The following is a 23,012-nucleotide window of genomic DNA, read 5'->3' as shown; positions in this document are numbered from 1 at the left end:
AACCTCGACGCGCTCGCTGGGCAGGCAGACCGCAACCGGTGCACGCGCTAGCGTGCTCAGCAGATCAGGCCGCTCAGCTCCATTGGCATTTGATCCTGGGCTCTATACTTTTGCGAGAAGCAAGCCAGAGGGGAGAACCATGTCGGCACCAGCGAAATGCATAGTCACTGGCGATCCGATCACGCCTGCGAACAACTCAAAGGCGCATGTAGTCCCGAGCGCGCTAGGCGGACGCCTCAAGCCGAAGGGTATCCTCTCGCGCATCGGAAACGGGATCCTCGACGACAAGTTCGACTATCCACTGATCGAAGCATTCCAGGCGATCATGAACCTTATTGGCGGGTCAGCCGACCGTTCAAAGGCGGCCATCGAGACCAAGATGAAGGGAGAGGACGGGAGGATCTACGTTTTCACGTTTGGGGAGCACCTCACCCCGCTGGATCATGAGTTCGTTGAGGAGGAAGTAGGTAACGAGACCCACTTCACTATCGTCGCGAGGACGCTCAAGGAGGCAAAAACCCTCTTGGGAAGGATCAAGAAGAAGCATCCCCAATTTGACATCGATGAGGCAATGAAACATGCCGTTACCGAGCACCACTGGCCGGAAGGGCCGCTGCATCTCAACATGCAAATGGGACCGAGCATCCTCTTCCCTTGGACGTTCAGCGCTGCTGCGGTATTCGCGACTTTTCACGGGCAGGCAGTTCCACCTGGTTTCCGCACGTACGTCGAGCGCTTCGATCTTGAAGCGCCGACTCTTCCGCCCGACACTTTCTTCTTCATGCCTGAAACCCGCTGGATTGAAGCAGCGGGCGAAGTGACACATCGCCTAGCGCTTGTCGGCGACCCGAAAAAAGGGCGGTTGCTCTTCTACGCCGAGTTGTTTGATGCCGTTGGTGTCGGCGTCACTTGGCCATACGCCGGCGATCAGCCGATCTGCGAGACGTATGCTGTGGATGTCCTCGCCGGGAAATCCATACCGGCGACGGTGGATCTGTCTGCGATCATAACGATGGCATGGTCCGCTACGCACAAGCTCGGGGATTCCGAACTATATGCACGGACGACTGACCGCATCGGACATCTCATGCAGACCTCTATTGAACGGCAGTTGGACCGCGAAGTCGAAGATGCGCTGACACGCGCCTGGGGACCTGCGGATGGCAGGCGGCTGAGACCCGAGGATTTCGTCAGGTTTCTTGAGGAACTTGCCACTCTCACAGAACACATTTGGACTAATCCCGCCGTGACGCCGGACATCCGCGAGCAGATGATCGAAAGATTTTCCGGAATCTGCGACGAAATAGCGAAGAAAATTCCCGTGCCGTTCCGCGCAGCATTCAGCCAGCTCCTGAAGCCTCTTGAGGGCCGGCTCGTCAGGGTCCATCATGCCGCCACTACTCGTGAGGGGTCCGGGGGCTTTTGAACCTCGTGCGGCTTTACCGGAGACTCCGGCTCTCCAGCCAATAGCCACCATGTCCCAGCAGCCCGATTTCCTTCGCTCCGCGGAGCCCGCGCCAGTTTGCCAAGGCAATGGCGCGCATAACGCCCATGTCTACGGGGCTGCGCTTGCAACCGTGAAACTCGGCTGGCGCACCGCTGCTTATCTTCATTCCAGTTTCACGCGAGAGGCCGGCAAATTGCTTCGATTCGAACATGGAGGAAGGCGAACGGTCGTTGCCGCCCCCGGCTATCTTGAGCGGATCGAGAATGCCGCGAATCGTCCAGTGGCCACAGCTACGGGGTCAACTTCAGCTGCGAAGGGACTCCGCAGCAATCTCCTTTTCGGGTATGGGCACATCCTCAGAGTTTACTAAGGGCCCGGAAATGCTATCAACGATTGCACTTAGCTTGCTGCTGTTGTTTTGACGATTCGGTGGAATCATGCGCCAAACGGCGATTGATCTTTACTCAGGTTGTGGCGGGATGTCGGCGGGAGCTGCGATCAGCATTCCTGACCTTGAGATCAAATGGGCACTCGACATAGATAAGTACGCGACACAGACCTTCAAAAAGGCCCATCCCGAAGCACTTATTGACTGCTGCGATGTCTCCCTCGTTTCGGCGACGGACGTGATTGACAGGGCCAGATTAAACAAGATCGACTGGTTTTTCGCCGGCCCCACCTGCCAGGCTGTAAGCACAATGGGTGTGTTCCACCTGGACGATCCCCGAAACGCGTTGTTCGTCCACTTCATAAGGCTACTCGACGGCTTCACGTCCGCAGGCCGCAGACCCAAACGCGTGGTAATGGAGAACGTGCCAGGCGTTGTATATGGCCGCAACCTCGTCATCGTGAAAGAGCTATTCAAGCTTTTCGAAGAGCGAGGTTACCATGTTTTCGCGGACGTTCTAAACATGGCGGACTATGGCCTGCCGCAACTTAGAAACAGGTTCATCTTGGTCGCCTCCATCGATCCGGTGCCCTCGACGTTCCCTAAGCCGACCCATTCCGCCGATCTCAGTGACGGACGTATGCAGTACGTAAGTGTTGCTGAGGCCATCGGCGACCTGGTCAAAACGTCCTCGAACGGCAATGGACTTGTTAGGCTGGCGCCGAACCCGGACAAGACCGAATTCCAGCGTTTCGTTAGAGACAAACATGGATTAGTCGCCAACCAATCGGCGAACGGCCTTAGTGAAGTCAATCGGAACCGGATTTCAAGCGTGCCCCAAGGGGGTAGCTGGAAGGATATACCCCCGGAGCTTCTGCCGGATCGCTTCCGCCGTGTCCGCCTGACCGACTACGCAACGCTCTACGGTCGATTGCACGAGGCCTCCCCCTCCTACACGATCTCCGCAGGTTTCGGCAACGTAACCTCGGGATGTTTCACGCATCCCCTGCACGACAGGCCGATCACGGTAAGAGAAGGAGCGAGACTGCAGGGATTTCAGGATTCCTTCGAATTCACCGGTCCCCGCCACTCCCAGTACCGACAGGTCGGCAACGCCGTTCCTCCCTACTTCATGAGTAAGCTTGTCCGGCACCTGTTGCATGGCACCGAAGGCGTCGAGGCGAGGATCACAAGTGGCACGCTGGCCAACGGCAGAAAGCTGCCGAAGATGGTCAAGAGATTCATGCGCCGGAGAAACGACTCGGAGCGCTCTAAAGACGGGTATGGCGGTGGAACATACTGGCCTGCCGGATGGGGGGAACCAATTGCTGCAGATGCTGTCACGGCGAACGGTCATCGTCTTGATGCTAAGCCCCTGCGATACCGCCGCCGTGACGAGTGGCGCGTCAGTAGGGACAGCTTCTTCAACCAGGACATTGCAAAAGTATACGAGGAGAAGCTACGGGAGGGCGCTCCAGACGGAGTCATTGCAATACCGTTGCTGCGCGAAGGAAAGGTCGACGCGATCGACCGCGCCATCGTCCAACTTCTCGCCATCCTTTCGGGCATGACCGCCTCCATAAGAGTCGACGTGCAGGTTCGTTATCTGCGTTCGCGCATCAGGCTGGTTCATGAAAAGCTGGCAGAGAACGCGGCCGTCAATCTGCCTGCAATGGTTCCGATGGAAACTGAAAGTCTCCTTCATTTCGGAGATGTTTCTGAGGCGGTCTCGCTAGCAAGACTTGGGTTCGAAGAATCGGACATGCTTGCGGACTCGGGTAATCGCCGACCACACCTCGTCTTGCACATCGAGCCAACGCTCGTGCGCAAAAAAGGGAAAGTCGCGAACCGCCTTTTTACGTCGTTGTCGTAGAATTGCATCGGTCAACTGCGTATTCGGCTCAATGCAGCCGGACAACGCCGCTTTCGGGGGGAAGCGATGCCGGAATTGGAAGCAACACTTATTGAGAAGTATTTCCTTGGGCCAGGAAGCGGCGGCACGATCGGCAGTGTCTTTGTACCCGACGAAGATATTCTTGAGATATTTTCAGTATCAGATGCTTTCGAGGCCCAACGGGCTCTCGTCAAATCATTGCCTCGTGCTTCCATCCTAAGGTCTTACCTATCCGGCGAAATTAGACCAACCGCGAACCAGGCACCGAACTATATCCGCATACTGATTTTCCTGTGCTGGATGCAAACGACGAAAACCCGACAGCGAGGAGATCGTGACTTTCGGGAGATGATCGAAAGGCACATTGGAGAGAGTTTCAGGGGAGCGAGCATGCGCGGATTGAACCCGATGTGGGAGCATCTGCGGAATCACCTTGAACGGGAACACGCAATCCAGCTGCACCTTCCCGCAATTCATCCGCACAGCCAAATCGGTCGTACGCTCCGCATCGCCTTTCCGACATGGCGGGACCGTGCCGCTTTCAGGAAGCTTCGCCAGGACCTTGATGCCGACCAGCTTCTCGATCCGCTTTTGGTGTCGAACAGGCTCAACACTACCCGACACCTTCAGTCTGAAAAAATGCCGTCGTTCGAGCACAACTTCAAACAGTTCGACATGGCGCGAAAGCGCGGCGGGCGTGCGTACATGGAGACGCCTTTCTGGCAGGCCTGGTATTCGGTCGTCGCAGAGCAGGCTGCCCTCGAATGTCTTGAGATTGCGGAAGGCGAATTCGGGGAGTTCGAGCTGTTTCGTATCTCCCCCATTGGAACCCGTGAGACGATCACGACGCCCGAAGAGGCCGTAAAATATGTGCCCAAGCCGATAGGCAAGGCTATCAACAACGGCGTCGTCCTCCTCGAAAACATTGGCTTCGGACGATACCGGGCGACCAGTTCAGTTCAGTCGAACGTCTTCTTGCTACACCGCTCGAAGCTAGACGAACGCACGAAGGGCGCAGTCAAGTCATTCAGTTCGATCAACAGCGTCTGGATCTTGGTTTCGCTGCGCGGCAGCATCGAGGACAGCCGGTCAGCCGAAGTCCCGAGACAGGAATTCGGGTGGCATGGTGGGATAAGGGTCGGGGGCGCATACCTTGGGCGTGCGCCATTGACCCCGGTTCTGACGCATCCAGCCCATGCTTCTGTCAGTGTTGAAATGGGCGGCACCGACATCGAGTTGGTGCGAACCGAAGCCGGACTCGCCATGCCCCTGGGCACCTATTCAGGAGGTGTCATCGCCCATAGCAAGAACGAAAGCAGGGAGATACTTCTTGTGCCGCGAGCCAACGAAGTCGGGGAATCGCGCCGGCTTGCGTTCGACGTCTCCCGCGAGTTCAGCGAAGACGAATTCTATTTTGCCACTACCCCCTCCCGGGAAAACGGCATCGAGCAATGGAGCGGCCGCCGCTTCCCCGCATGCCAGGTGATGGTGACCATTGGCGAGGCATTGTACGCAAGGACCGCGAGGGGCCTCTCTTTGGCAGAAGCATTCGAGATCGCCAGCAGGGGACTGTCTAATACATCGGAGCGTCCTTCGGAATGGGACATCCTTCGTGCATTTGGGGATTCCGGCTGGTTCGATTTCACGCTGCTGCGCCGCTACCCGGCGCGACGGCTGCTTCAGTGTCCCGTCACTGCCTCCGAATGCAGCGAATCCGGACTTGTGAGGATAAGCGGGCCGACCCCGATCGCCGTGGTCGAAAGGCTGGCCGCGGCCGCAGACGCCGCCGGAGTCACCCTTGAGTCCCTCGACGGTGGCTCGGCATGGGCGTTGCCGCGTTATCTCGTCCGTGCCCAGGGCGCGGCACTGCAGGATTTCCTGAGACGTTCCCAACTCCCGGCGCCGGCCGAAAAGGTCCAGGCGACGCCTCAGGATGGAGACCCCGGCGGAGTGCACGGATACCAGGTCATTTCACGCCTGGACGAGGAGCGAGGTTTCTTCGTAGCACGAACCGACAGCGACATGGCAGATGGCCTTTATCGGCTTGAGCGGAAGGAATCCCTCAGCCCGTTCCTTTTCCGCTCCGTCATTCGCGGCCTCGCCGACCGAACTTTCCTCTCCGCTTCATTGGCAATCCTCTCCCATGGGGTCCGGCGGCGGAAACCGCTCTTCGCCTATGACGGGTCCACATTGTCCGGGACGGCCCCACGCGTTTCACTGCCGTCCAGTTGGGCGAGATGGGTTTCGGACCAGACCCTGTGCAATGCGGGGCTCGACCTGCACAACGGAAGGTGGCGCTACGTCTATCCGGTGGGAGAGAGGTCTCTTGAGGCCCTTTCCAAGCTCGTCCAGGTAATCCGCCCGGGCAATGACGGATTGCCATGGGTGGATCGGTTTATCGCCTCGGCATCGAACGCCGACAGAACAATCTACGACAGCCGCGCCAAGAGAATGCGGACCGCTTATTTCGCGTTGGGAAAGTGAAATTGAATGGCACGTTCAGACAATAAGATCATCCGTGTCCGCCATGTTCAAGGTTACGGTGTCGCCATCGTCGCTGAGGTCGGGGATGACGACGATGGCCTGAGCGGGAAAGCCCAGGAGACGAAAAACGGAAAAATCTACTTTGGCGGCGAGGATTCATTCTGGCTCGTAACGGGCGAGAAGAGGGAAACCCATCTGGCGCCGAAAAGCGAGGATCTGCACGTTCCAATCTTCAACACTGCGACATCGGCTCTTGTTGGCCGTATTAAGGGCATTCCGGACTTTTCAAAGGGGATGCAAAAGCTCGGCGGCAAAGGAAAACCGGACGCCGTTTCGTTCGCAACGGCCACCCGCCTGACGGTCGGCTATTGCCCGCGCGACATCTCTCATGGGGATTTGGTCGAGCGACTTCGGGCAGGGAGGCTCGACGTTCCCTCACAGGGTACCGTTGACGCCATCGAGGTCCGGCCAAAAACCTGGATGATCTCAGGCTTCACTCGTCAACCCAACGGATCGTACGGCTTGTCGCCGCAGGTTCCGATCCGCGCCGTCCAGTCGGTAATAATCGAAGGCAAGCCGGACTGGATCCAACTGGCTTCGGGCCTTGCGGTGTTCAGGTCGCCGCCAAAATGGTCCTCTGCAACCGCAACCGACCTGAGATCAGATGAGGAAATCCTGAGGTCCGCACAGGAGTGGCTGACCCGTGCCGCAACGGCAGCATCTGAAACGGCGGGATCCGCGTCGGTGAGCCTTGTCGATCTCTTGAAGGCCCGCATTGCCGGCACCGTCGGCAAGGACGAAAGAGAAGATTTGGAATCTGCCGTCCGTGTGATCTCGAACCGCACGTCTCTTTTGGAGGTCATGCCTCTGTTGCTGAAGCGAGATCCGGAGTGGGAAAAAAACCTTCGTGATTTCGAGCGTGCGGAACGCAAGCGAATAAGCGAGGAAGTCAGGCTGAAGCTCAAGTTCGAAACGGAGGAAGGAGGCAGGCAGCTCGAAGATCTCCGTGCCCAGATCGCCGAAGCCGAGACGAGACTTGCCTCTGCGGCCCACCGCCAGGTCCTGCTTAAAAACGAGACCGAAAAACACGAGGCGCTGCTGGAGGAGAAAATTTTAGAAGCCGCACGCCGCCTGGAAACCGGTTATTCCGAACAGTCGCAGATCCTGCGCGAAGAGGTAGATCGGCTCCGTGCCGAGGTCGACGGATTGGCGCACCCAACGGCAAAGCCGTCCACCGCAGAAATCCCGCATTCTCCTGCCGTCCCTGTAGAACGGCGGCCCGCCCCTGCGCCGACCGTGGAGGCTCCGCCGATCGCAACTGAGGAAGAGCGACAGCGGATAGTGGGAGAACTTGCCAAAGACAGCGGCCTGTCACTGGCAGAAGTCGTAGCTGTGTTGCTCCATTCGACGGAAGACGTTCCGGTTCTGCTTGGTGAGAGAGCTGCTGGCGTTGCCGCTCACTTCGCCAACGCCGTCGGCGGAAGTAGCGCTGCAATAGTCTTCTGCGATCCGACCCGAATCTCGCTATCCGATCTGCTGCGGGACGAACTGTCCGGGTTTTCGAAGGCGGTCCAAACGGCGATGGCCAACCCTGATGTCCTCGTTCCCGTCGCTTTCTGCGGTATCACGAATGGACCGTGCGAATACTGGCTTCCGCAACTCGTGGAAATGAGACGCCTCGGCAGGATTCCGAGAAATACCGCGGTCGTTGCCAGTGCAGGCACTGACGGAATGCGCGTGTCCGTGCCAAAAACTGTGCTCCGCCATCTTTTCCCGATAAGGATGCCCGAGGGCACCAAGTCTCCCGTCGGCAACAGGTTTGCCGGGCGATGGCCCATGAGCGGCAAGGGCAGCGATGAGGGCTTTCAGGAGGCATTGGACCTGCTGATGGGAGGAAAGGACATCGCACTCGATGTCCTGAGGGCTACTGCCAAGATGCTTTCAAGAATGCCCGTGGCGCCCGGATTGATGATGGCAGACGTGGCGGCGGTGCTTCTTCGCCAGAATGAGTGGAACGAAGTGGTGGACTCTTCGGCCGAGGACCCAAACCTTCGTTTCTTCCAAAACATAGGGGGGTAGACATGTTTGATCCGATCGGCGGGTTCAACAGGATGATCGACCAATTTCTGGCGTATCTTGATACCGCATTCCGCATCGATGACGTCAAGGTGTCAGCAATGCGTCGCCAATTGCTTTCGGACCCGAAGCAGCTGGCGCTCGACCCGATATTCGAAACGGTCCCGCGCTACGAGACCTGGGGACGGGGCCTTGAGGCCTTGATCAACGATGCCGGAAAGCTGCCAGGTTTCACCGCGGCTGAGCGAAGGGCTTTCGTGGAACTCTCGCTTTCTGGGCTGTTCGAGCGCGACAGGAAAAGCGTCGAGCTGAAGTCCGCCTATGAACCCTATGAGCATCAGATTGACATGCTTTCGCGCGGCGTCACCGACGGAAGTCCGGGCATCGTCACTTCAGGAACGGGTTCGGGCAAGACCGAGGCGTTCATGCTGCCCATTCTCGCACAGCTTGCAAAGGAAGCAACTTCCTGGCCGGCGCCCATCGAGCCGGTCGATGACGGCTGGCTAGACAAGGGCAAGAGCTTCCGCCTCCATCGGCGGAACGAGCACCCCGATCGACCAAAGGCCATCCGCGCGCTGATCCTCTATCCGCTTAACGCGCTCGTCGAGGATCAGATGGTCCGACTGCGCAAGTCCCTGGATTCCCCTGAAGCGCATGAAGTCATGGACCGTCATTTCAGCGGCAACCGCCTGTTCTTCGGGAGATATACCGGTAAGTCTCCCGTTACAGGCTTCCAGAAACACCCACGGAGGAGCGAGACAAAATACTGGAAGGAGCGGACGGATCGCTCAAGAAGTGACCTAAAGAAAGAGTTGCAGCGGTACCGCTCCATCCAGCGGCGTATCTCCGAAGAAAGCGGGAAAAAGGACCTGAGATACATTTTCCCTACAACGGACGGCGGCGAACTAATCTCCCGCTGGGACATGCAGGCTGATCCGCCCGACATACTCGTCACCAACCAATCCATCCTCAATGCAATGCTGGTCCGGGAGGTGGATGCTCCAATCCTTGAAGGAACCCGCAAGTGGCTGATGGGTTCGGTCGACGCCCGCTTCTATCTCGTGCTGGACGAACTCCACCTCATCCGCGGTTCGGCAGGCGCGGAAATGGCCGGGCTGCTCAGGATTTTGTTGGAGCGCCTTGGGTTGACCCACCCGGATCACGCACACAAGCTCCGCATCCTTTCGTCTTCGGCATCGCTTCCAATGGACGAAGAGAAATCCGAGGCGAGCATTCAGTACCTGATGAACATGTTCGGCACAGCAGGCACGGCAGGCGCTGAAGACACGGAGAACACCTGGAAGCGGAGCATCGTGCCGGGACGTTCAAAGCGGGTACCACGTCCTGACCGCTCACCAACCCGCGAAAGCTTGGTCGCACTCGCCGAGGCACTGGAAACAGGCAGCTATAGGCAGAGACCAAGCGAGTTGCGGGAGAAGTTCATCGCGGCAGCCCGGACGGTTCCCGGATCGGCATCGCTTGCCGAGACGGCCGCTCTCGAGAATGCCACAATGGTGGTGGCCTCGATGCTCGCTTACACCATGCAGGGGACACCCCGTACGGTGAGTGAGATTGGCAATGCCCTGTTCGGCGCGGATGACCGGAAAGCCGTACGTGGCCTTCTGGCCATGCGGGCGATACCCGACCTGCCCCGGGAGGTCCTGCCCGACGACGAGAAGCCTGACCGGAATGTCGTCGCCAGCCTTCCCGGTTTCAGGATGCACTGCTTTGTCCGGAACATAGAGGGGATGTTCGCCTCAGTTGGTCTGGATGCCGACGGTGGTCTGGCGTGGGGGAAACCAAGCATCGAAAGGGGCCAGGACTTCGACGCCAACGGCGGGGCCGAGAGGAGACGCCTATTCGAGATGCTCTACTGCGAAGCGTGCGGTGATCTCTATATCGGCGGCAAACGGGGCGAACCTGAAAACATGTCCCGGCGGGTTTCTCTCCTGCCGTCTCCACAGGAACTGGAGAAGCTGCCAGAAACGGCGTCCTCCCTGCGCTTCGAAGATGCGAGCTACAATGAATTTGCACTTTTCTGGCCGGGCCTGGGAAAACCGGAAACGGAAATAAGGGCGGGCACTCCGTACAAATGGCTGAAAAGCTATCTTAACCCGCTGACAGGGATCGTCCAGGAAACCGAAACCAAAGGCGACGTGCCCGGCTTCCTTCTGCATTGGGGCGGTGATGACAAGTTCCACAAACGCACTACAGAGGACGACGGAACCGCTGTGCCATATTGCTGCGCCAAATGCGGCACCGACTACTCAGGCCGCTACCGACAGCCGAACTCGAAGAAACGCGAGGGGCGTATCTCGCCGATCCGAAGCTTCAGGACCGGCTTCGGCAAAACCTCGCAGCTTCTGGCAACCGAGTTGGTGGCTTCGCTGAAGTCGCAGGGCGGAGACGGCAAGCTGGTCGCGTTCTCGGACAGCCGCGAGGACGCGGCGAACCTAGCCCTCGAAGTCGAGGTGCAGCATCAACGCGATCTCAGGCGCGAGATTCTCATATCGGCAGCCACGATGATAGGCAACGATTACACTTATACGGACGAACATGAAGCCGAGTACCAGCGCCTCAAAAAAGAAGTCCTAAAGCTGCTCGCCAAAGACGAAGACCCCGGAGATCTTACCGCCAGAATGAAGGCGCTACAGTCCCGGAAGTCCTCGGCGCTCCACCCGCCCAGCGTGCCACTGAAAGAGCTGTTCGAATTCGAACGGGACAAGGTCGGCCATGACGCGCGCCCTATACTGTCCCAACTCATGGCGCTCGGCTCCACACCCGTCGAAGGTGCCGACACAAAACTTTCGAGAGTTGATGGAAAGCCCTGGTACAAGTTCTTTGAAAGAGATGGTGAACGGATCGCCTGGAAAACCGACGTGCCCGAGGAAGAACTTATCCGCCTTCGGAAAGCCAGAGAAAAGGTCCAGGAAGAGCAGCCGCCGGAGGCCACCGATCTGCTTTTCAGCAAGACCTACTTCGCACTCGAGGAGACAGGTCTTGGCTGGCCCAGCTTCTACGGACCCGAGGAATACACCGAAGAAAAATCTCGCGATGACGCAATGCTGCGAATCTTCGCGGATGCATACCGGATAACGCCCAACCAGTTCCAGGCGGAAACAAAGACAGCCTGGAGAAGCGCACACGACATGCTCGGCCGAGGCGAAAATCGCCTAAGCCGCCTTATGGCCAGGATTCTGCAGGATCCTGAGAAGGAGTGCGACGAGTTCCTTGTGAAACTCCGGGACACCCTGAAGCAGCACCGGGGTGACGGTTCGATCGACATCAGCATGCTCTATTTTCGCACTGCCGATCCGTCGGGAAAGGCATGGCGATGCACGCGATGCGGCCGTGTCCATCTCCATGCAGGGTTCGGCCGCTGCACGCGGTGCGGGGACACACTCACGCGGGATGAGGGGCTTGTTGCCTCAAAAATCACGGATGGCAACTTTCTAGGAAGGCGGGTCACGAGGACCGTGGCTAAAGCCGAACCATTGTTCCGGCTGAAGTGCGAGGAACTCACCGGCCAGACGCGCGATCCCGCCGAACGTCTCCAGCAGTTCAAGGAAATATTCGTGAAGAAGGACGCCGAGAGCGAAGCCGATTTCGAGTGGCGGGAGCTTTTCGATACCGCAGACTTTCTCTCCGTCACGACCACGATGGAGGTCGGTGTCGACATCGGCTCCTTGCAAGCCGTCTACCAGGGCAACATGCCTCCGCAGCGTTTCAACTACCAGCAGCGGGTCGGACGCGCAGGCCGCCGTGGACAGGCGTTTTCGACTGTCCTGACCGTGTGCCGCAGCAAAAGCCACGACGTGCATTATTTCCACAACCCGATCGAGATCACGGGATCAGCACCGCCGCCCCCATTCATCACGACCGGACTGGTGGACATCCCATCAAGATTGCTCCGGAAGTTCTGGCTCGTGGAAGCCTTTCGCCTCCTGCGGGAAGAGAGCGGAACTGACTGGGCTGGCGACGACGTCGTGCCGGGCGACATCCACGGAGAGTTCCTTTACTGCTGCGAATTCTTCGAACCCGGGAAAGGCTGGCGGGACAAACTCGCGGCAGCGTTGGTCCGCACGGACGGACGGCGTGTCCGGATGGCTGAGATTCTAGCGGAAGTGTCCAAATGCGGCTTGGGCGATATCACCCGGGAGGTGACTATAGAGAACGTCCTTGCCGAGGTGGACGACCTCAAGGAAGAGTTCGGCCAGGAAGCGATCGGTTTGGCGGCGGCACTAGCGGAACGCGGCCTTGTGCCTCTCTACGGAATGCCTACGCGCTCCCGCAATCTTTACGTCGACCTCGTACAGAAGAAAGGAAACTTCGAGGCCGAGTGGGATACGATCGACCGCGATCAGGACATGGCAATATTCGATTTTGCTCCGGGCAGCGTACGCACGCGGGAAAAGCTTCGCCACAGGTGCATCGGCTTCACGGGACCACTTGGGGAGCCGAAAGAGTTCGGCAGTGATTTCGGCGTGCCAATACGGCCCTTCAGTCATTGGTCAAAGTACGATTTCCACCTGCGGTTCTGCGAGAATTGCGGATCATGGAGCCGCGGGGCGAGCGATGTCCTGGAATGCAAGAGCTGTGGGGCGGCGATGGCGGATCCCGGAATTCGCTGCATCACTCCCAGCGGCTATAGAAGTGATTTTCGTCCAACCGACGAGAACCTCCAGTCGAAAGTTAGCCAGCGGGCCACGATGGCGAGCCTTGGAAAGCCTGACGATCAAAGGATAAAGGAAAACATCAACGTCAACTTTGCCGAACGGTCCGAGATTTTCCTGGTCAACCTCGGATTTAGGGACGAAACGGAGGACTTTACGGGGTTCCAAGTCGAAGATGCCACCGACGTCCATGCCAAGAGGATCGGTTGGTTCAAGTCGAGGCCGGTCGTAAAGCTAGCCGAGCAGGCGATCAGCTCCGAAGTCATCGCCGAAGACGCTGGCTACCGCTACCGGACAATGGCCGGCGAGATTGTCAGCGCATGCCTCGCGTCTCCCAAGATCACGAACTCGCTCCAGATCGGCCCGGTCCGCATCAACAAGAACCTTCGGCTGTTGGACATGGACGTCGGTCTCTCGATGAACAGCAAGAGGAATCCATCCCGCACAAGTGTCAGGGCCGCCGCGATCTCGGCCACCGAAATCCTCGTCCAACGGGCAGCATTCGATCTCGACATCGCACCCGAGGAATTTGACACGCTTGCCCCCAACATCATGAGGTCGGCAGACGGAAATCCGCTCCCTTATATTCAGATAGCCGATGCTTTGCCGAACGGCTCGGGATTCTGCCGCCACCTGCTTGGCGACAGCACTATCCCAGTGTCGGATCTCCTGCGAAGCATTCTCAATGACGCGGCCAAGTGGCCACGCATGGAGGTCTCGGACGAGCATCATATGAAGAGGTGCGGTACATCCTGCTACAAATGCCTTCAGCGCTATAACAACAGGAACTTTCACGGACTGCTCGACTGGAGACTCGGGCTATCCTACTTACGGTCTTTCGTCGATCCGGCCTATGAATGCGGCTTCGACGGCCGCTATGACGAATTCGAGACAAGCGACTGGTCGAAGAACGCCCATCGCCTCGCCCAGGAGACCGCGACGTTCATCCCCGGCAACACTGTGTCGTGCGTCAAGGGCAGGGAAGACATACCGATGTTCTCCTTGGACAACAGGAACAGCCGTTGGGGCGTGATCGTTCATCCTCTGTGGGACAGGAGGGCGCTGTTCAAGACGCTTAACCTCGGTCAAAGCCATGTGGCGGTAGACAGTTTTGAGCTTCTCCGGCGGCCACTCCACGTGCTTGAGCGCGCTCGGGCGGCGCGGTAATATGCCTCTTTCGTCCCTGTTGAATTTCTAGCACTCAAGGATAAATACACGCTCACGACGGAAAACAGCTAGGCCGCGGCGGCGTTGACGACTGAGATGATCGATTGAGCGATAGCCTCCGGCTTTTCGTGTTCCCAATACCTGAGAACTGTCCAGCCGCCGGCAGTCAGACAATCGGTTACCTGGGCGTCCCGCTCGCGGTTGCGAGCGATCTTCTGAACCCAAAATTCTGTATTCTTCTTCACCACGGCGGGATGGATCGGGCAGCCGTGCCAGAAGCAACCGTCGAGAAAAATCGCGACTTTAAGACGAGGTAGCGCAAGATCGCAGTTGCAACGCTTCAAGACGGGCAGCGGATAGTGAATGCGGTAGCGAACTCCGCTGGCGTGAAGCAGCGACCGGACCGATCGCTCGAATGGATTATCTCGTCCACCCGTTCGCTGCATGCGTCGGCGGACTGCAGGCGTCGCGTCAAGTCTGTTGTTCATTATGGCCCTTACTGCCTTGGACAAAGCAATAACATGGATATGGGTATTCTGTGGCCAAACGGAGCAACGGGTGCTCGCTAGGCGACCATGAATTTGATTCCTCGACGAGAAACGGAGAGTGCTCGTAGGACGGCGAAAGACATCAGTGAAGTCAGTCTTCGAAGCGGCGCCTGATTTGGCAGAGCAAGAGCTTCCGAAATTTAGGCCTCACACACAACGCGCACTGTCGAGACTGCCCCAGCCTATCAGAGGTTGGATTGTCTCCCCGTCATCGGTTTCTAACTTCCCTTCGTTCATCCACACCCACCGCGCGGCGCTGCGATATTTGAGGTCTCCGCGCCGCCCGCCGCTCGCGCCAACGAGCGCAACGTTAGCCGCCCTTAGCTCTTCATTCCTTCCGTCGTAAACGCATCTTTCCCTTCTCAGCCCAGCCAACTCGTGCGCGTTCGGCGTCCTCGCTTTGGAGCTTTTCGACGATCCAAAGGAGCGCTCCGTAGATGATGGCGCGATCGTCGTTGGTCAGCTCGACGATGCCTGCCTTGACGACGAGGCCGCCGAGTTCGATCAGATGCCGGGTGCGCTTGCGGCGCTCGACCTGCCAGATGCGCATGTTATGCCGAGCCCGTTCCGCCTGACGGCGATTGATTATTGCCCGGTTGCGCTGCAGCGCCGCGCAGGTTGCGCTTAGATGCCCGATCAGTCCGCCGGGATCCGTTCTCGAAAAACATCACCCCACGCTTGGCCCATGCCTCACGCTTTGCGGTGTCCTTCGTCTCGGCGATTGCGACCAACGCGCCAGCCAGTTCTTCAGTGCTGAGTTGATCGGCGCTGGTGGCGATCACCAGTTCGCCAAGCTGCTGCACCTTTCGGGTCTTGAGTTCTCGTGCCTTGTCTTCCAGCGCTTTCAGTTCGGCATCGAAGTCACGTGGTTTGCGCATGGCTGTCTCCATCGATTGTCGATCGGATGATGATAGGGCAGCGTCTGCGGCAAGGCTTCAAGGTTGCCGAGACAGCCGGGGACGGGCTGGTCCATCCCGAGAATTTTTCGAGGGAGGGCGCGCTTATACGTCGTGCCGACGTGCGAGTTGCTGTGTAGATGGTTTGGTCGCGATGGCGATCTATCATCTTCACGTCAAAGTCATTGGCCGCAAGGCCGGCTCAAGTGCCGTGGCCTCGGCCGCCTACCGCTCGGCTTCTCGGCTGCGCGACGCGCGCATTGACCGAAGCCATGACTTCTCGGCCAAGCGCGGTGTGGTCCATTCCGAGGTGCTGCTGCCGGAGAAGGCTCCGCAAGCCTGGAGTGACCGCGAACGGCTGTGGAACGACGTCGAGGCCTTCGAGGTGCGCAAGGATGCGCAGCTGGCCCGCGAGGTGGAGTTTGCCCTCCCGCGCGAACTAAGCCAGGCGCAAGGCATCGAACTGGCGCGCGACTTCGTACAAGCCGAGTTTGTCAGCCGGGGCATGGTCGCCGATCTCAATGTGCATTGGGACAGGGCCGAGGATGGCAGTGCAAAACCTCATGCCCATGTCATGCTCACCATGCGCTCCGTGGACGAGAACGGTTTCGGTGCAAAGGTGCGCGACTGGAATGCTACCGAGATGGTCGAACGCTGGCGCGAGCGCTGGGCGGAGCTGGCCAATGAACGCCTGGCCGAACTCGATATCGACGCCCGCATCGATCATCGCAGTCTGGAGGCGCAGGGCATTGCGCTTGAGCCGCAAACGCAGATTGGAGCACCGGCGCAGCGCATTGAGGGCGGCGGCCTTGCCGCTGGCGACAGTGAAGCAGATCGCGTCGAACTGCATCGCGAGATCGCGCGCAACAATGGTGCGCGGATCATCGCCGATCCATCCGTGGCGCTGGACGCCATCACGCATCAGCAATCGACCTTCACCCGAAAAGACATTGCCAAGTTTGCTCATCGCCACAGCGACGGAATGGAGCAGTTCAACGCGGTCATGGGCGCCATCAGCAACACGCCTGATCTGGTCGAACTCGGCAAGGACGGGCGCGGTGAAGATCGCTTCACCACCCGGCAGATGATCGAGACCGAACAGCGCCTGCATCGCGCTGCGGAACGCATGGCCGGGGCGGAGCGCTATACAGTGAGTGATGCACAGCGCGAGACAGCTCTGGCGCGGGCACGACAGCGCGGCCTGGTCCTCTCAGGCGAGCAGGTTGATGCACTGGATCACATCACCGATGGGCGCGGTCTTGGTGTCGTCGTCGGTTTTGCCGGAACCGGCAAGAGCGCCATGCTTGGCGTTGCGCGCCAGGCCTGGGCAGCCGCAGGCTTTGAGGTCCGAGGCGCGGCACTGTCCGGCATTGCGGCCGATAATCTCGAAAGCGGATCAGGAATTGCTTCGCGCACGATTGCCAGCATGGAACATGGGTGGGGACAGGGTCGTGATCTGCTCACCGCGCGTGATGTTCTGGTGATCGATGAAGCCGGCATGGTCGGCACGCGCCAGTTGGAGCGCGTGCTCTCCCATGCAGCGGACGTTGGCGCAAAGGTCGTCTTGGTTGGTGATCCCCAGCAGTTGCAGGCGATCGAAGCCGGCGCCGCGTTCCGCTCCCTCCACGACCGCCACGGTGGCGTCGAGATCGGCCAGGTGCGCCGCCAGCGCGATGACTGGCAGCGAGACGCTACGCGCGATCTGGCAACCGGCAGGATCGGCGTTGCGATCGACATGTATGACGCGCAAGGCATGGTGCATCAGGCTGCGGCCCGCGATGAGGCGCGCAGTGATCTGATCGAGCGCTGGGACCGCGACAGGCAGGCGCAGCCACAGGCAAGCCGGATCATTCTCACCCACACAAACGACGAGGTGCGCGCGCTCAACAACGCGGCGCGCGAGCGCATGCGCGCCGCCGGCGATCTCGGCGACGATGTTCAGGTGAATGTGGAGCGGGGTGCAAGGGCCGTCGCCAGCGGCGACCGTGTCATGTTCCTGCGTAACGAGCGCGGGCTCGGTGTCAAGAACGGAACGCTTGGAATCGTGGAAGAAGTCAGCACACAAAGCATGGCCGTTCGCGTTGACGACGGCAGGTCTGTGCGCTTCGATCTGAAAGACTATGCCCACATTGACCACGGCTATGCCGCGACCATTCACAAGGCGCAGGGCATGACAGTCGACCGCACCCATGTGCTCGCGACGCCGGGGATGGATGCGCACGGCAGCTACGTCGCCCTGTCGCGTCATCGGGACGGGATGGACCTGCACTACGGCGGCGACGATTTTCCCACACGGGACCGGCTGGTCCGCACCCTGTCACGCGACCGCGCCAAGGACATGGCTTCCGACTATGAGCAGATCGATCCGGCGCAGAGCTATGCCGAACGGCGCGGCATCACGTTCCGACAGCGTGTGGTCGAGATCGTGCGCCGGATCGTTCCCGAGAGGCTGCGCGACCGGATCGGCGGGCTGCTGGACGGGTTGCGCTCGCCCGGCGACGCTGAGCACGGCCACGACCGTGGGCAGGGGCCTGGAAGGGAAGATGTTGGAGCGCGGATTACAGATGGGGCTGTCACGCCGGAAAGGGAAAAGCCATGGCCGGGTACACAGCGCAGCACGGAAGCACCGCCGGACCCGGAAGCTGCGTTGCGCAGCGCTCGCACGAAGGCGCTTGTGCGTCACGCGCGCGCGCTCGACGCGATGCTCAGCGCTGGAAATGCGGACGGGCAGGGCAGTCCCGAGCAGATGCGTGAATTGGGAGATGCGCGCAGTGCGTTCGAGAAGGTTCGGCCGCATGGCTGGCGCGATGCCGAAGCGGCCTATGTGAAACATCCCGAACTGGTCCGTGAGGCGGCGGCCGGCCGCGTCAGCCGCATCGTACTTGCTCTCCAGCTTGAAACGGAAATCCGCACCGGGATGGACATCGATCCCGCCCGCCGGGCCGACCGCTTTGTGGAGCGTTGGCACAAACTCGACCGGACCAGCCAGCACCAGTATCAGGCGGGTGACATGTCCGGCTACAAGGTGACGCGATCGGCGATGGGTGACATGGCCAAAAGCCTCGAGCGCGATCCGCAGCTTGAATCCATCCTCGCCAACCGCAAGCACGACCTTGGCATCAGCGTCGATTCTGGTCGGCGCCTTGGTGCGGAACTCGCATTCACCCACGGAATCGACCTCGGGCGGGGCCGGGGCATTGGGCTCTAGACAGTCCTATCTGCCGCCGTCTCTATGCCGGGGTACGATGACGCGGAAGACCCTCTTGCACGCCCGCAAGTGTCTGTCCTCTCTTGATCAGGAGCAGTCAAAAACAACCAGCAGGAGGCAGTGCGTCCATGCGCGAACCAGACCGTATCATCCGCCTGAAAACCGTCGTCTCCCGGACAGGTCTGTCCCGGTCCACCATCTATCGCAAGATCGCCGACGGCACCTTCCCACGCCAGATCCAGATCAGTATCCACGGTGCAGGCTGGCATGAATCCGACATCAGTCGCTGGATAACCAATCCCGTTTCGTGGCGTCCGCATGACGAGGGCGACAAGTTGTGATGAGGGTGATGCACACTGCGCGGAAAGCTGGCCTTCATCGAGACGCAGCGGTCACGGCGGCAGGGTTACTGCCATGTCCGTCAGAAGCGCCGCCGAGGCGAGCGAAAACGGCAAACCGAAACGATGGTCGGCCTCGCGCCGATCAAGATGGCTTGCTCAAGCAGGGCAACTTTGGAGCGAAGCGGCCGTGACGGGCTGCCTCCGATCCGGCTTCCTTCGAAGCAGGCTGCATCCTCACCGCTCTATAAGGTCCGTCGGCTAACGATTGCCCGATCGATCGCGATCATCGCCGGATCGATATTTATGGTGGCGGCCGAGGTCATCCAGCACCGAGCGGATATGAGGCCAAGGGAAATCGGCGGGACGTTCCCAATGCTCACCGTCATGCAAGATAACGAGCAGCTTGGCTAAAATGCCCTCCATGGAGGTAGCCGCTGTATGCGGTAGATTATCCAGAAGTTCGCGTTCGGCTATTTCGGATTGCCGTATCAGTTCGTCTGCTCTCGAATAGCCGATCTCAGCATCGGCGGCATCCCAACGCGCCTGGTGTGCCGCGAAGTCGGCAACCGCCCTGCCCCATTCGACTTCAATTTCGGGAGAGTAGGCATCGTTCATGCCTTCCATGGAATGGAGCGTTAATTCCGTACCATCGGCAAGCCGTACCTTGGCGCAGGGAAAGCCGACCGTCCTGGCGAGGTGTGTCTCCAACCTTTGCTGTTCGCGGCACAGCGCAAGTGTCTCGTGGTGGATGTTTTGCCAGTTCCTACACAGACGAAGAGCAGGATCAGCCGCGCTGCTGCCGTCCGTCAGTTCGGCGGCCCGCGACTTTACCCGGAAGGGCCATGCCACGGCGGCCGTGGCCGTGCCCGCCAGCAAGCGCCGCCGGGTGACGAAAGACAAACTCATGCTATTGTCGGAATCATCCATGATCCGAGCTCCATGAAAGCTGGGGTTGTGGTTAGGTTGGACGGGTGTGACCGCACCTGTCCAACCGCTTAAGATGCCTGTCGGTATCAACGGTAGTATCAGTGTTACTATCTATGGCCAGCAAATGCAACAACTTAGTAATAGGGTTACTACGGATGGCAATATCTTCGGCCCAGTGTCGGATGGCGCGGGCAGCTCTCCATCTAGGCATTCGGGAGCTTGCTGCCCTCGCCAAGGTCTCTCCCAACACTATCGCGCGATTGGAGCGCGGCGAGGTTTTGTTCGACAACACACTGCAGGCGGTACAAGGTGCCCTGGAGAACGCTGGCATCGAATTCATTCCAGAGAACGGTGGTGGGCCCGGCGTGCGCTTAGCCAGGCGAAATTAGAGGTGGCGTCACGCAGCGCCCATCGAACCGAGCGGAAACATCTCAGCGACACCGCTGATAATTCCGGTTCGCCGATGCGATCAGCGATCGATATTGCTGAACAGCTTAGCGTTCCGTTTTGCTCGCAAGCTTATCGCCTTCGGTCGGCGTTGCCGAGGCTCATGTCTTAGAGCTTTGGTCAGTTCCCGCCCCGCAAAAACGCAGCCCAATCGCTCATCATGGCGCGGCGCTTCTCAATCATGGTTTCGCGCCGGTATGCGGCCTCAACGTCGCTGTTGATGGCGTGGGCGAGCGCAAATTCCCGCATGTCTCGCGGATAGTCCGAAAGCTCGCCGGCCCAATCCGAAAAGGTACTGCGCAAGCCGTGCGGGACCGCTGGACGGTTCGAATGCTTGTCCAGCCATCCGATGCGCCCGGCTTCCACCTCGCTTTCGTGCATCCGCTTCATGGTCGCGCTCAACGTCATGTCGGACAGCATGCCGCCACGAATTGCCGGAAACACATATTTGCTGTCGGTCGCCGCCTCTTCCATTGCGGTTAGAATTGCTAGCGCATCATCGGACAGCGCCACCGTGTGAGGCTTTTTCATCTTCATTCGCACGGCAGGCACCGTCCACAATTTGGCGTCTGAATCGATTTCCGGCCATTCCATGCCGCGCACTTCGCCGGATCGTGCGGCGGTCAACGTTAGGAATTCAAGCGCCCGTGCGCCGTTGCCATCGCGCTTGCGCAATGCTGCGAACCACGTGGGTGCATCTTTTAGCTGAACGGCGGGATGATTTTCGACGGTCGCAACCTTGCTAGGCTTGGACAGCATCGACGCGAGATTGCCTTTCCATGCCGCCGGATTGTCGCCCTCGCGATGACCATGGGCTTTTGCCCAATCCAATACCCGTTCGCACCGTTGCCGCAACCGGGTGGCCGTTTCCGTCTTGGTCGTCCAGATCGGTTTGAGAATATCAACCATGTGGTGCTTGGTGACTTCGGAAACGGCAAGGTTCCCAATAACCGGTGCCGCATAATTATCGAGCGTCGATCGCCACTGTTTGCGGTGTTTTTCGTTCCTGAATTCCGCCAGCGTGTCGGCCAAAAATTTGTCAACGGCGTCGCGGAATAGAAGGTGGCGCTTTGCAGCTGCCTCCGCTGCCTTGCGACGGTCGCGCTTCGCCTTGACCGGATCGACACCGACGCGGATTTCGCCCTTGGTTGTTCTCGCCCGTTCGCGAGCTTCGCCCAATGACACGTCGTGTCCGCCAAGGCCAATCTCGCGCCTCTTGCCGTTGGCCATTGTCCGCAAAAGCCACGATCTGCCGCCGCCCGGTGTAATCTGGAGCATTAGCCCAGCCACGCCGCCAACGGCGAAAATGGCGTTGCCAGGTGTGGATGTCCCCGGATGCTTTAGATTCTTGACCGCGAGCGCTGAAAGTTCCTTGGCAATTTTCGGCATGGCTGTTTCTAATTCCCATCATCTTACCCGCCAAAAACGATGGCATTGAATGACGCGGATTGCAACAGCATGCGACAGCTATAAGGGAGCGATGCGATCGTATATCTTTGAAATTGTTTCTGTATTTTTATCGATTGAGACGACATGCCACAACATGCGACAGATAAGCATGGCAGACGCTCTCTCCGCCATAATTTTCCTAATAAATTTAACGATTTCAATAATTTAGATAATTCTGAGAGCGCCCACACGGGAGTATGTGCTTCCTTCAGGGAAAATCGAGCAAGGTCGGCAGGATTCGACGCTCAGCGTCGACGTGATCAGCGTCCTGTCTGGGGCCGCAGAACGGAACGTACGCTTTTCGGGAGATTGGATTAGAGAGCAGACATTGCATCCAGCGTGGTGACGATCGTTTGATCCAAACAGACGCGCCATAAAGCAAAGTCTTCGCGCGTGGCAAACATCGCGGACGGCAATATCATGACCACTTTTTCCAGGCGTTCTGCTGGTCCGACAGCGAGGCGCCGAGGGCCCGAAGTACCGACTCGACAGTCTGTTGTGTCAATTCAGGCTTGGCGCCACGATCAAGGATGCCCCGCGTCACCTGCAGCCATATGCCCATCACGATATCTACCGCCAGCTCTGCGTCCCGTATGCTCACACGATCCTGGACTATCGCCTGGGCGATATCAGCCTTGAGGTTCGTCCGGATGCCCCGCGCATACTCGGCGCGCGATTGAGAACTCTGAACGACCAGACGTGCCCAGTTCGGGTCCGAGATCGCCTTTTCCAAGAACTTCGTGAAAGCGAAGCATAAACGTTTGACTGGATCGTCCAGTGCGAGGCGCGCGTCCCTCAGCACCGCGTCGAAGCTCTCCCCGAGTTTCTCCCCAACGGCCGCAGCCAGTTCGTCGATGCTTTGGAAGTGGTAGTAGAACGTACCCTTCGCGACGCCGGCTGCCTCCACGACGGCATCGATTGTAATCGACTCGCGGGGCCGTTCGGCCATGAGCATCGTCCCGACGTCCAAGATCAGGGTACGCGTTCTTTCTCGCTTCTCCCGTCCGATTTCCGCCCTGCGCGCCAAATCAATCTTTGCCATCCATTCTGCCTTTTCTTTTTTGTTC

The 23,012-nt window shown here is 59.1% G+C and carries 14 protein-coding genes; 8 read left to right on the top strand and 6 right to left on the bottom strand.

What is annotated here, in order from left to right; all coding sequences use genetic code 11:
* Window positions 1-139: 139 nt before the first annotated feature.
* The 5 genes from FJ424_RS03745 (at window position 140) to FJ424_RS03725 (ending at window position 14,129) form a co-directional block, all read left to right on the top strand.
* A complete protein-coding gene (locus tag FJ424_RS03745) occupies window positions 140-1,426 on the top strand; it encodes an HNH endonuclease (RefSeq protein WP_140651367.1) in 1,287 nt (428 codons plus the stop codon).
* A 458-nt stretch (window positions 1,427-1,884) separates the two neighbouring features.
* On the top strand, window positions 1,885-3,708 hold the full coding sequence (locus FJ424_RS03740; protein ID WP_140651366.1) for a DNA cytosine methyltransferase: 1,824 nt from the start codon (window positions 1,885-1,887) through the stop codon (window positions 3,706-3,708).
* A gap of 66 nt (window positions 3,709-3,774) precedes the next feature.
* Window positions 3,775-6,213 carry a hypothetical protein gene (locus FJ424_RS03735; protein ID WP_140651364.1) on the top strand — a complete coding sequence of 813 codons (2,439 nt, stop codon included), beginning with the start codon at window positions 3,775-3,777 and terminating at the stop codon, window positions 6,211-6,213.
* Between the two features lie 6 nt (window positions 6,214-6,219).
* Window positions 6,220-8,292: a hypothetical protein gene (locus FJ424_RS03730; protein WP_140651362.1), complete on the top strand. Its 2,073-nt coding sequence runs from the start codon at window positions 6,220-6,222 to the stop codon at window positions 8,290-8,292.
* Window positions 8,293-8,294: 2 nt separating this feature from the next.
* On the top strand, window positions 8,295-14,129 hold the full coding sequence (locus tag FJ424_RS03725) for a DEAD/DEAH box helicase (RefSeq protein ID WP_140651360.1): 5,835 nt from the start codon (window positions 8,295-8,297) through the stop codon (window positions 14,127-14,129).
* A 68-nt stretch (window positions 14,130-14,197) separates the two neighbouring features.
* Here FJ424_RS03725 and FJ424_RS03720 read toward each other — a convergent pair whose 3' ends face one another.
* From FJ424_RS03720 to FJ424_RS03710, 3 genes are all read right to left on the bottom strand, one after another.
* The gene (locus FJ424_RS03720) at window positions 14,198-14,617 is read right to left on the bottom strand and encodes a very short patch repair endonuclease (protein WP_140651359.1); all 420 of its coding nucleotides are present in this window, start codon (window positions 14,615-14,617) and stop codon (window positions 14,198-14,200) included.
* 388 nt (window positions 14,618-15,005) lie between these two features.
* Window positions 15,006-15,227 carry a conjugal transfer protein TraD gene (locus tag FJ424_RS03715; RefSeq protein WP_140651357.1) on the bottom strand — a complete coding sequence of 74 codons (222 nt, stop codon included), beginning with the start codon at window positions 15,225-15,227 and terminating at the stop codon, window positions 15,006-15,008.
* 1 nt (window position 15,228) lies between these two features.
* A complete protein-coding gene (locus FJ424_RS03710; RefSeq protein WP_181181968.1) occupies window positions 15,229-15,555 on the bottom strand; it encodes a conjugal transfer protein TraD in 327 nt (108 codons plus the stop codon).
* 172 nt (window positions 15,556-15,727) lie between these two features.
* Here FJ424_RS03710 and traA point away from each other — a divergent pair, with 172 nt between their 5' ends.
* Window positions 15,728-18,781, top strand: coding sequence for a Ti-type conjugative transfer relaxase TraA (traA, locus tag FJ424_RS03705; RefSeq protein ID WP_140651354.1), 3,054 nt, complete (start codon window positions 15,728-15,730; stop codon window positions 18,779-18,781).
* Window positions 18,782-18,909: 128 nt separating this feature from the next.
* Window positions 18,910-19,122: an AlpA family phage regulatory protein gene (locus FJ424_RS03700; protein WP_140651352.1), complete on the top strand. Its 213-nt coding sequence runs from the start codon at window positions 18,910-18,912 to the stop codon at window positions 19,120-19,122.
* A gap of 258 nt (window positions 19,123-19,380) precedes the next feature.
* On the opposite strand, the gene FJ424_RS03695 is transcribed toward FJ424_RS03700, so the two are convergent.
* Window positions 19,381-20,049, bottom strand: coding sequence for a hypothetical protein (locus FJ424_RS03695; RefSeq protein WP_140651350.1), 669 nt, complete (start codon window positions 20,047-20,049; stop codon window positions 19,381-19,383).
* Window positions 20,050-20,231: 182 nt separating this feature from the next.
* Here FJ424_RS03695 and FJ424_RS33900 point away from each other — a divergent pair, with 182 nt between their 5' ends.
* On the top strand, window positions 20,232-20,438 hold the full coding sequence (locus FJ424_RS33900; RefSeq protein ID WP_023825501.1) for a helix-turn-helix transcriptional regulator: 207 nt from the start codon (window positions 20,232-20,234) through the stop codon (window positions 20,436-20,438).
* Between the two features lie 178 nt (window positions 20,439-20,616).
* Here FJ424_RS33900 and FJ424_RS03685 read toward each other — a convergent pair whose 3' ends face one another.
* Together FJ424_RS03685 and FJ424_RS03680 are read right to left on the bottom strand one after the other, a co-directional pair.
* The gene (locus FJ424_RS03685; RefSeq protein ID WP_140651348.1) at window positions 20,617-21,885 is read right to left on the bottom strand and encodes a site-specific integrase; all 1,269 of its coding nucleotides are present in this window, start codon (window positions 21,883-21,885) and stop codon (window positions 20,617-20,619) included.
* 478 nt (window positions 21,886-22,363) lie between these two features.
* Entirely contained in the window at window positions 22,364-22,987 is a 624-nt protein-coding gene (locus FJ424_RS03680) for a TetR/AcrR family transcriptional regulator (protein ID WP_140651347.1), read from the bottom strand.
* Window positions 22,988-23,012: the final 25 nt, after the last annotated feature.

The sequence above is a fragment of the Mesorhizobium sp. B3-1-8 genome, from assembly GCF_006439495.1.
In the GTDB taxonomy this organism is placed as follows: Bacteria; Pseudomonadota; Alphaproteobacteria; order Rhizobiales; family Rhizobiaceae; genus Mesorhizobium.
The sequence above is the reverse complement of the archived record's forward strand: the minus strand, read 5'-3'. Positions and strand labels throughout refer to the sequence as shown.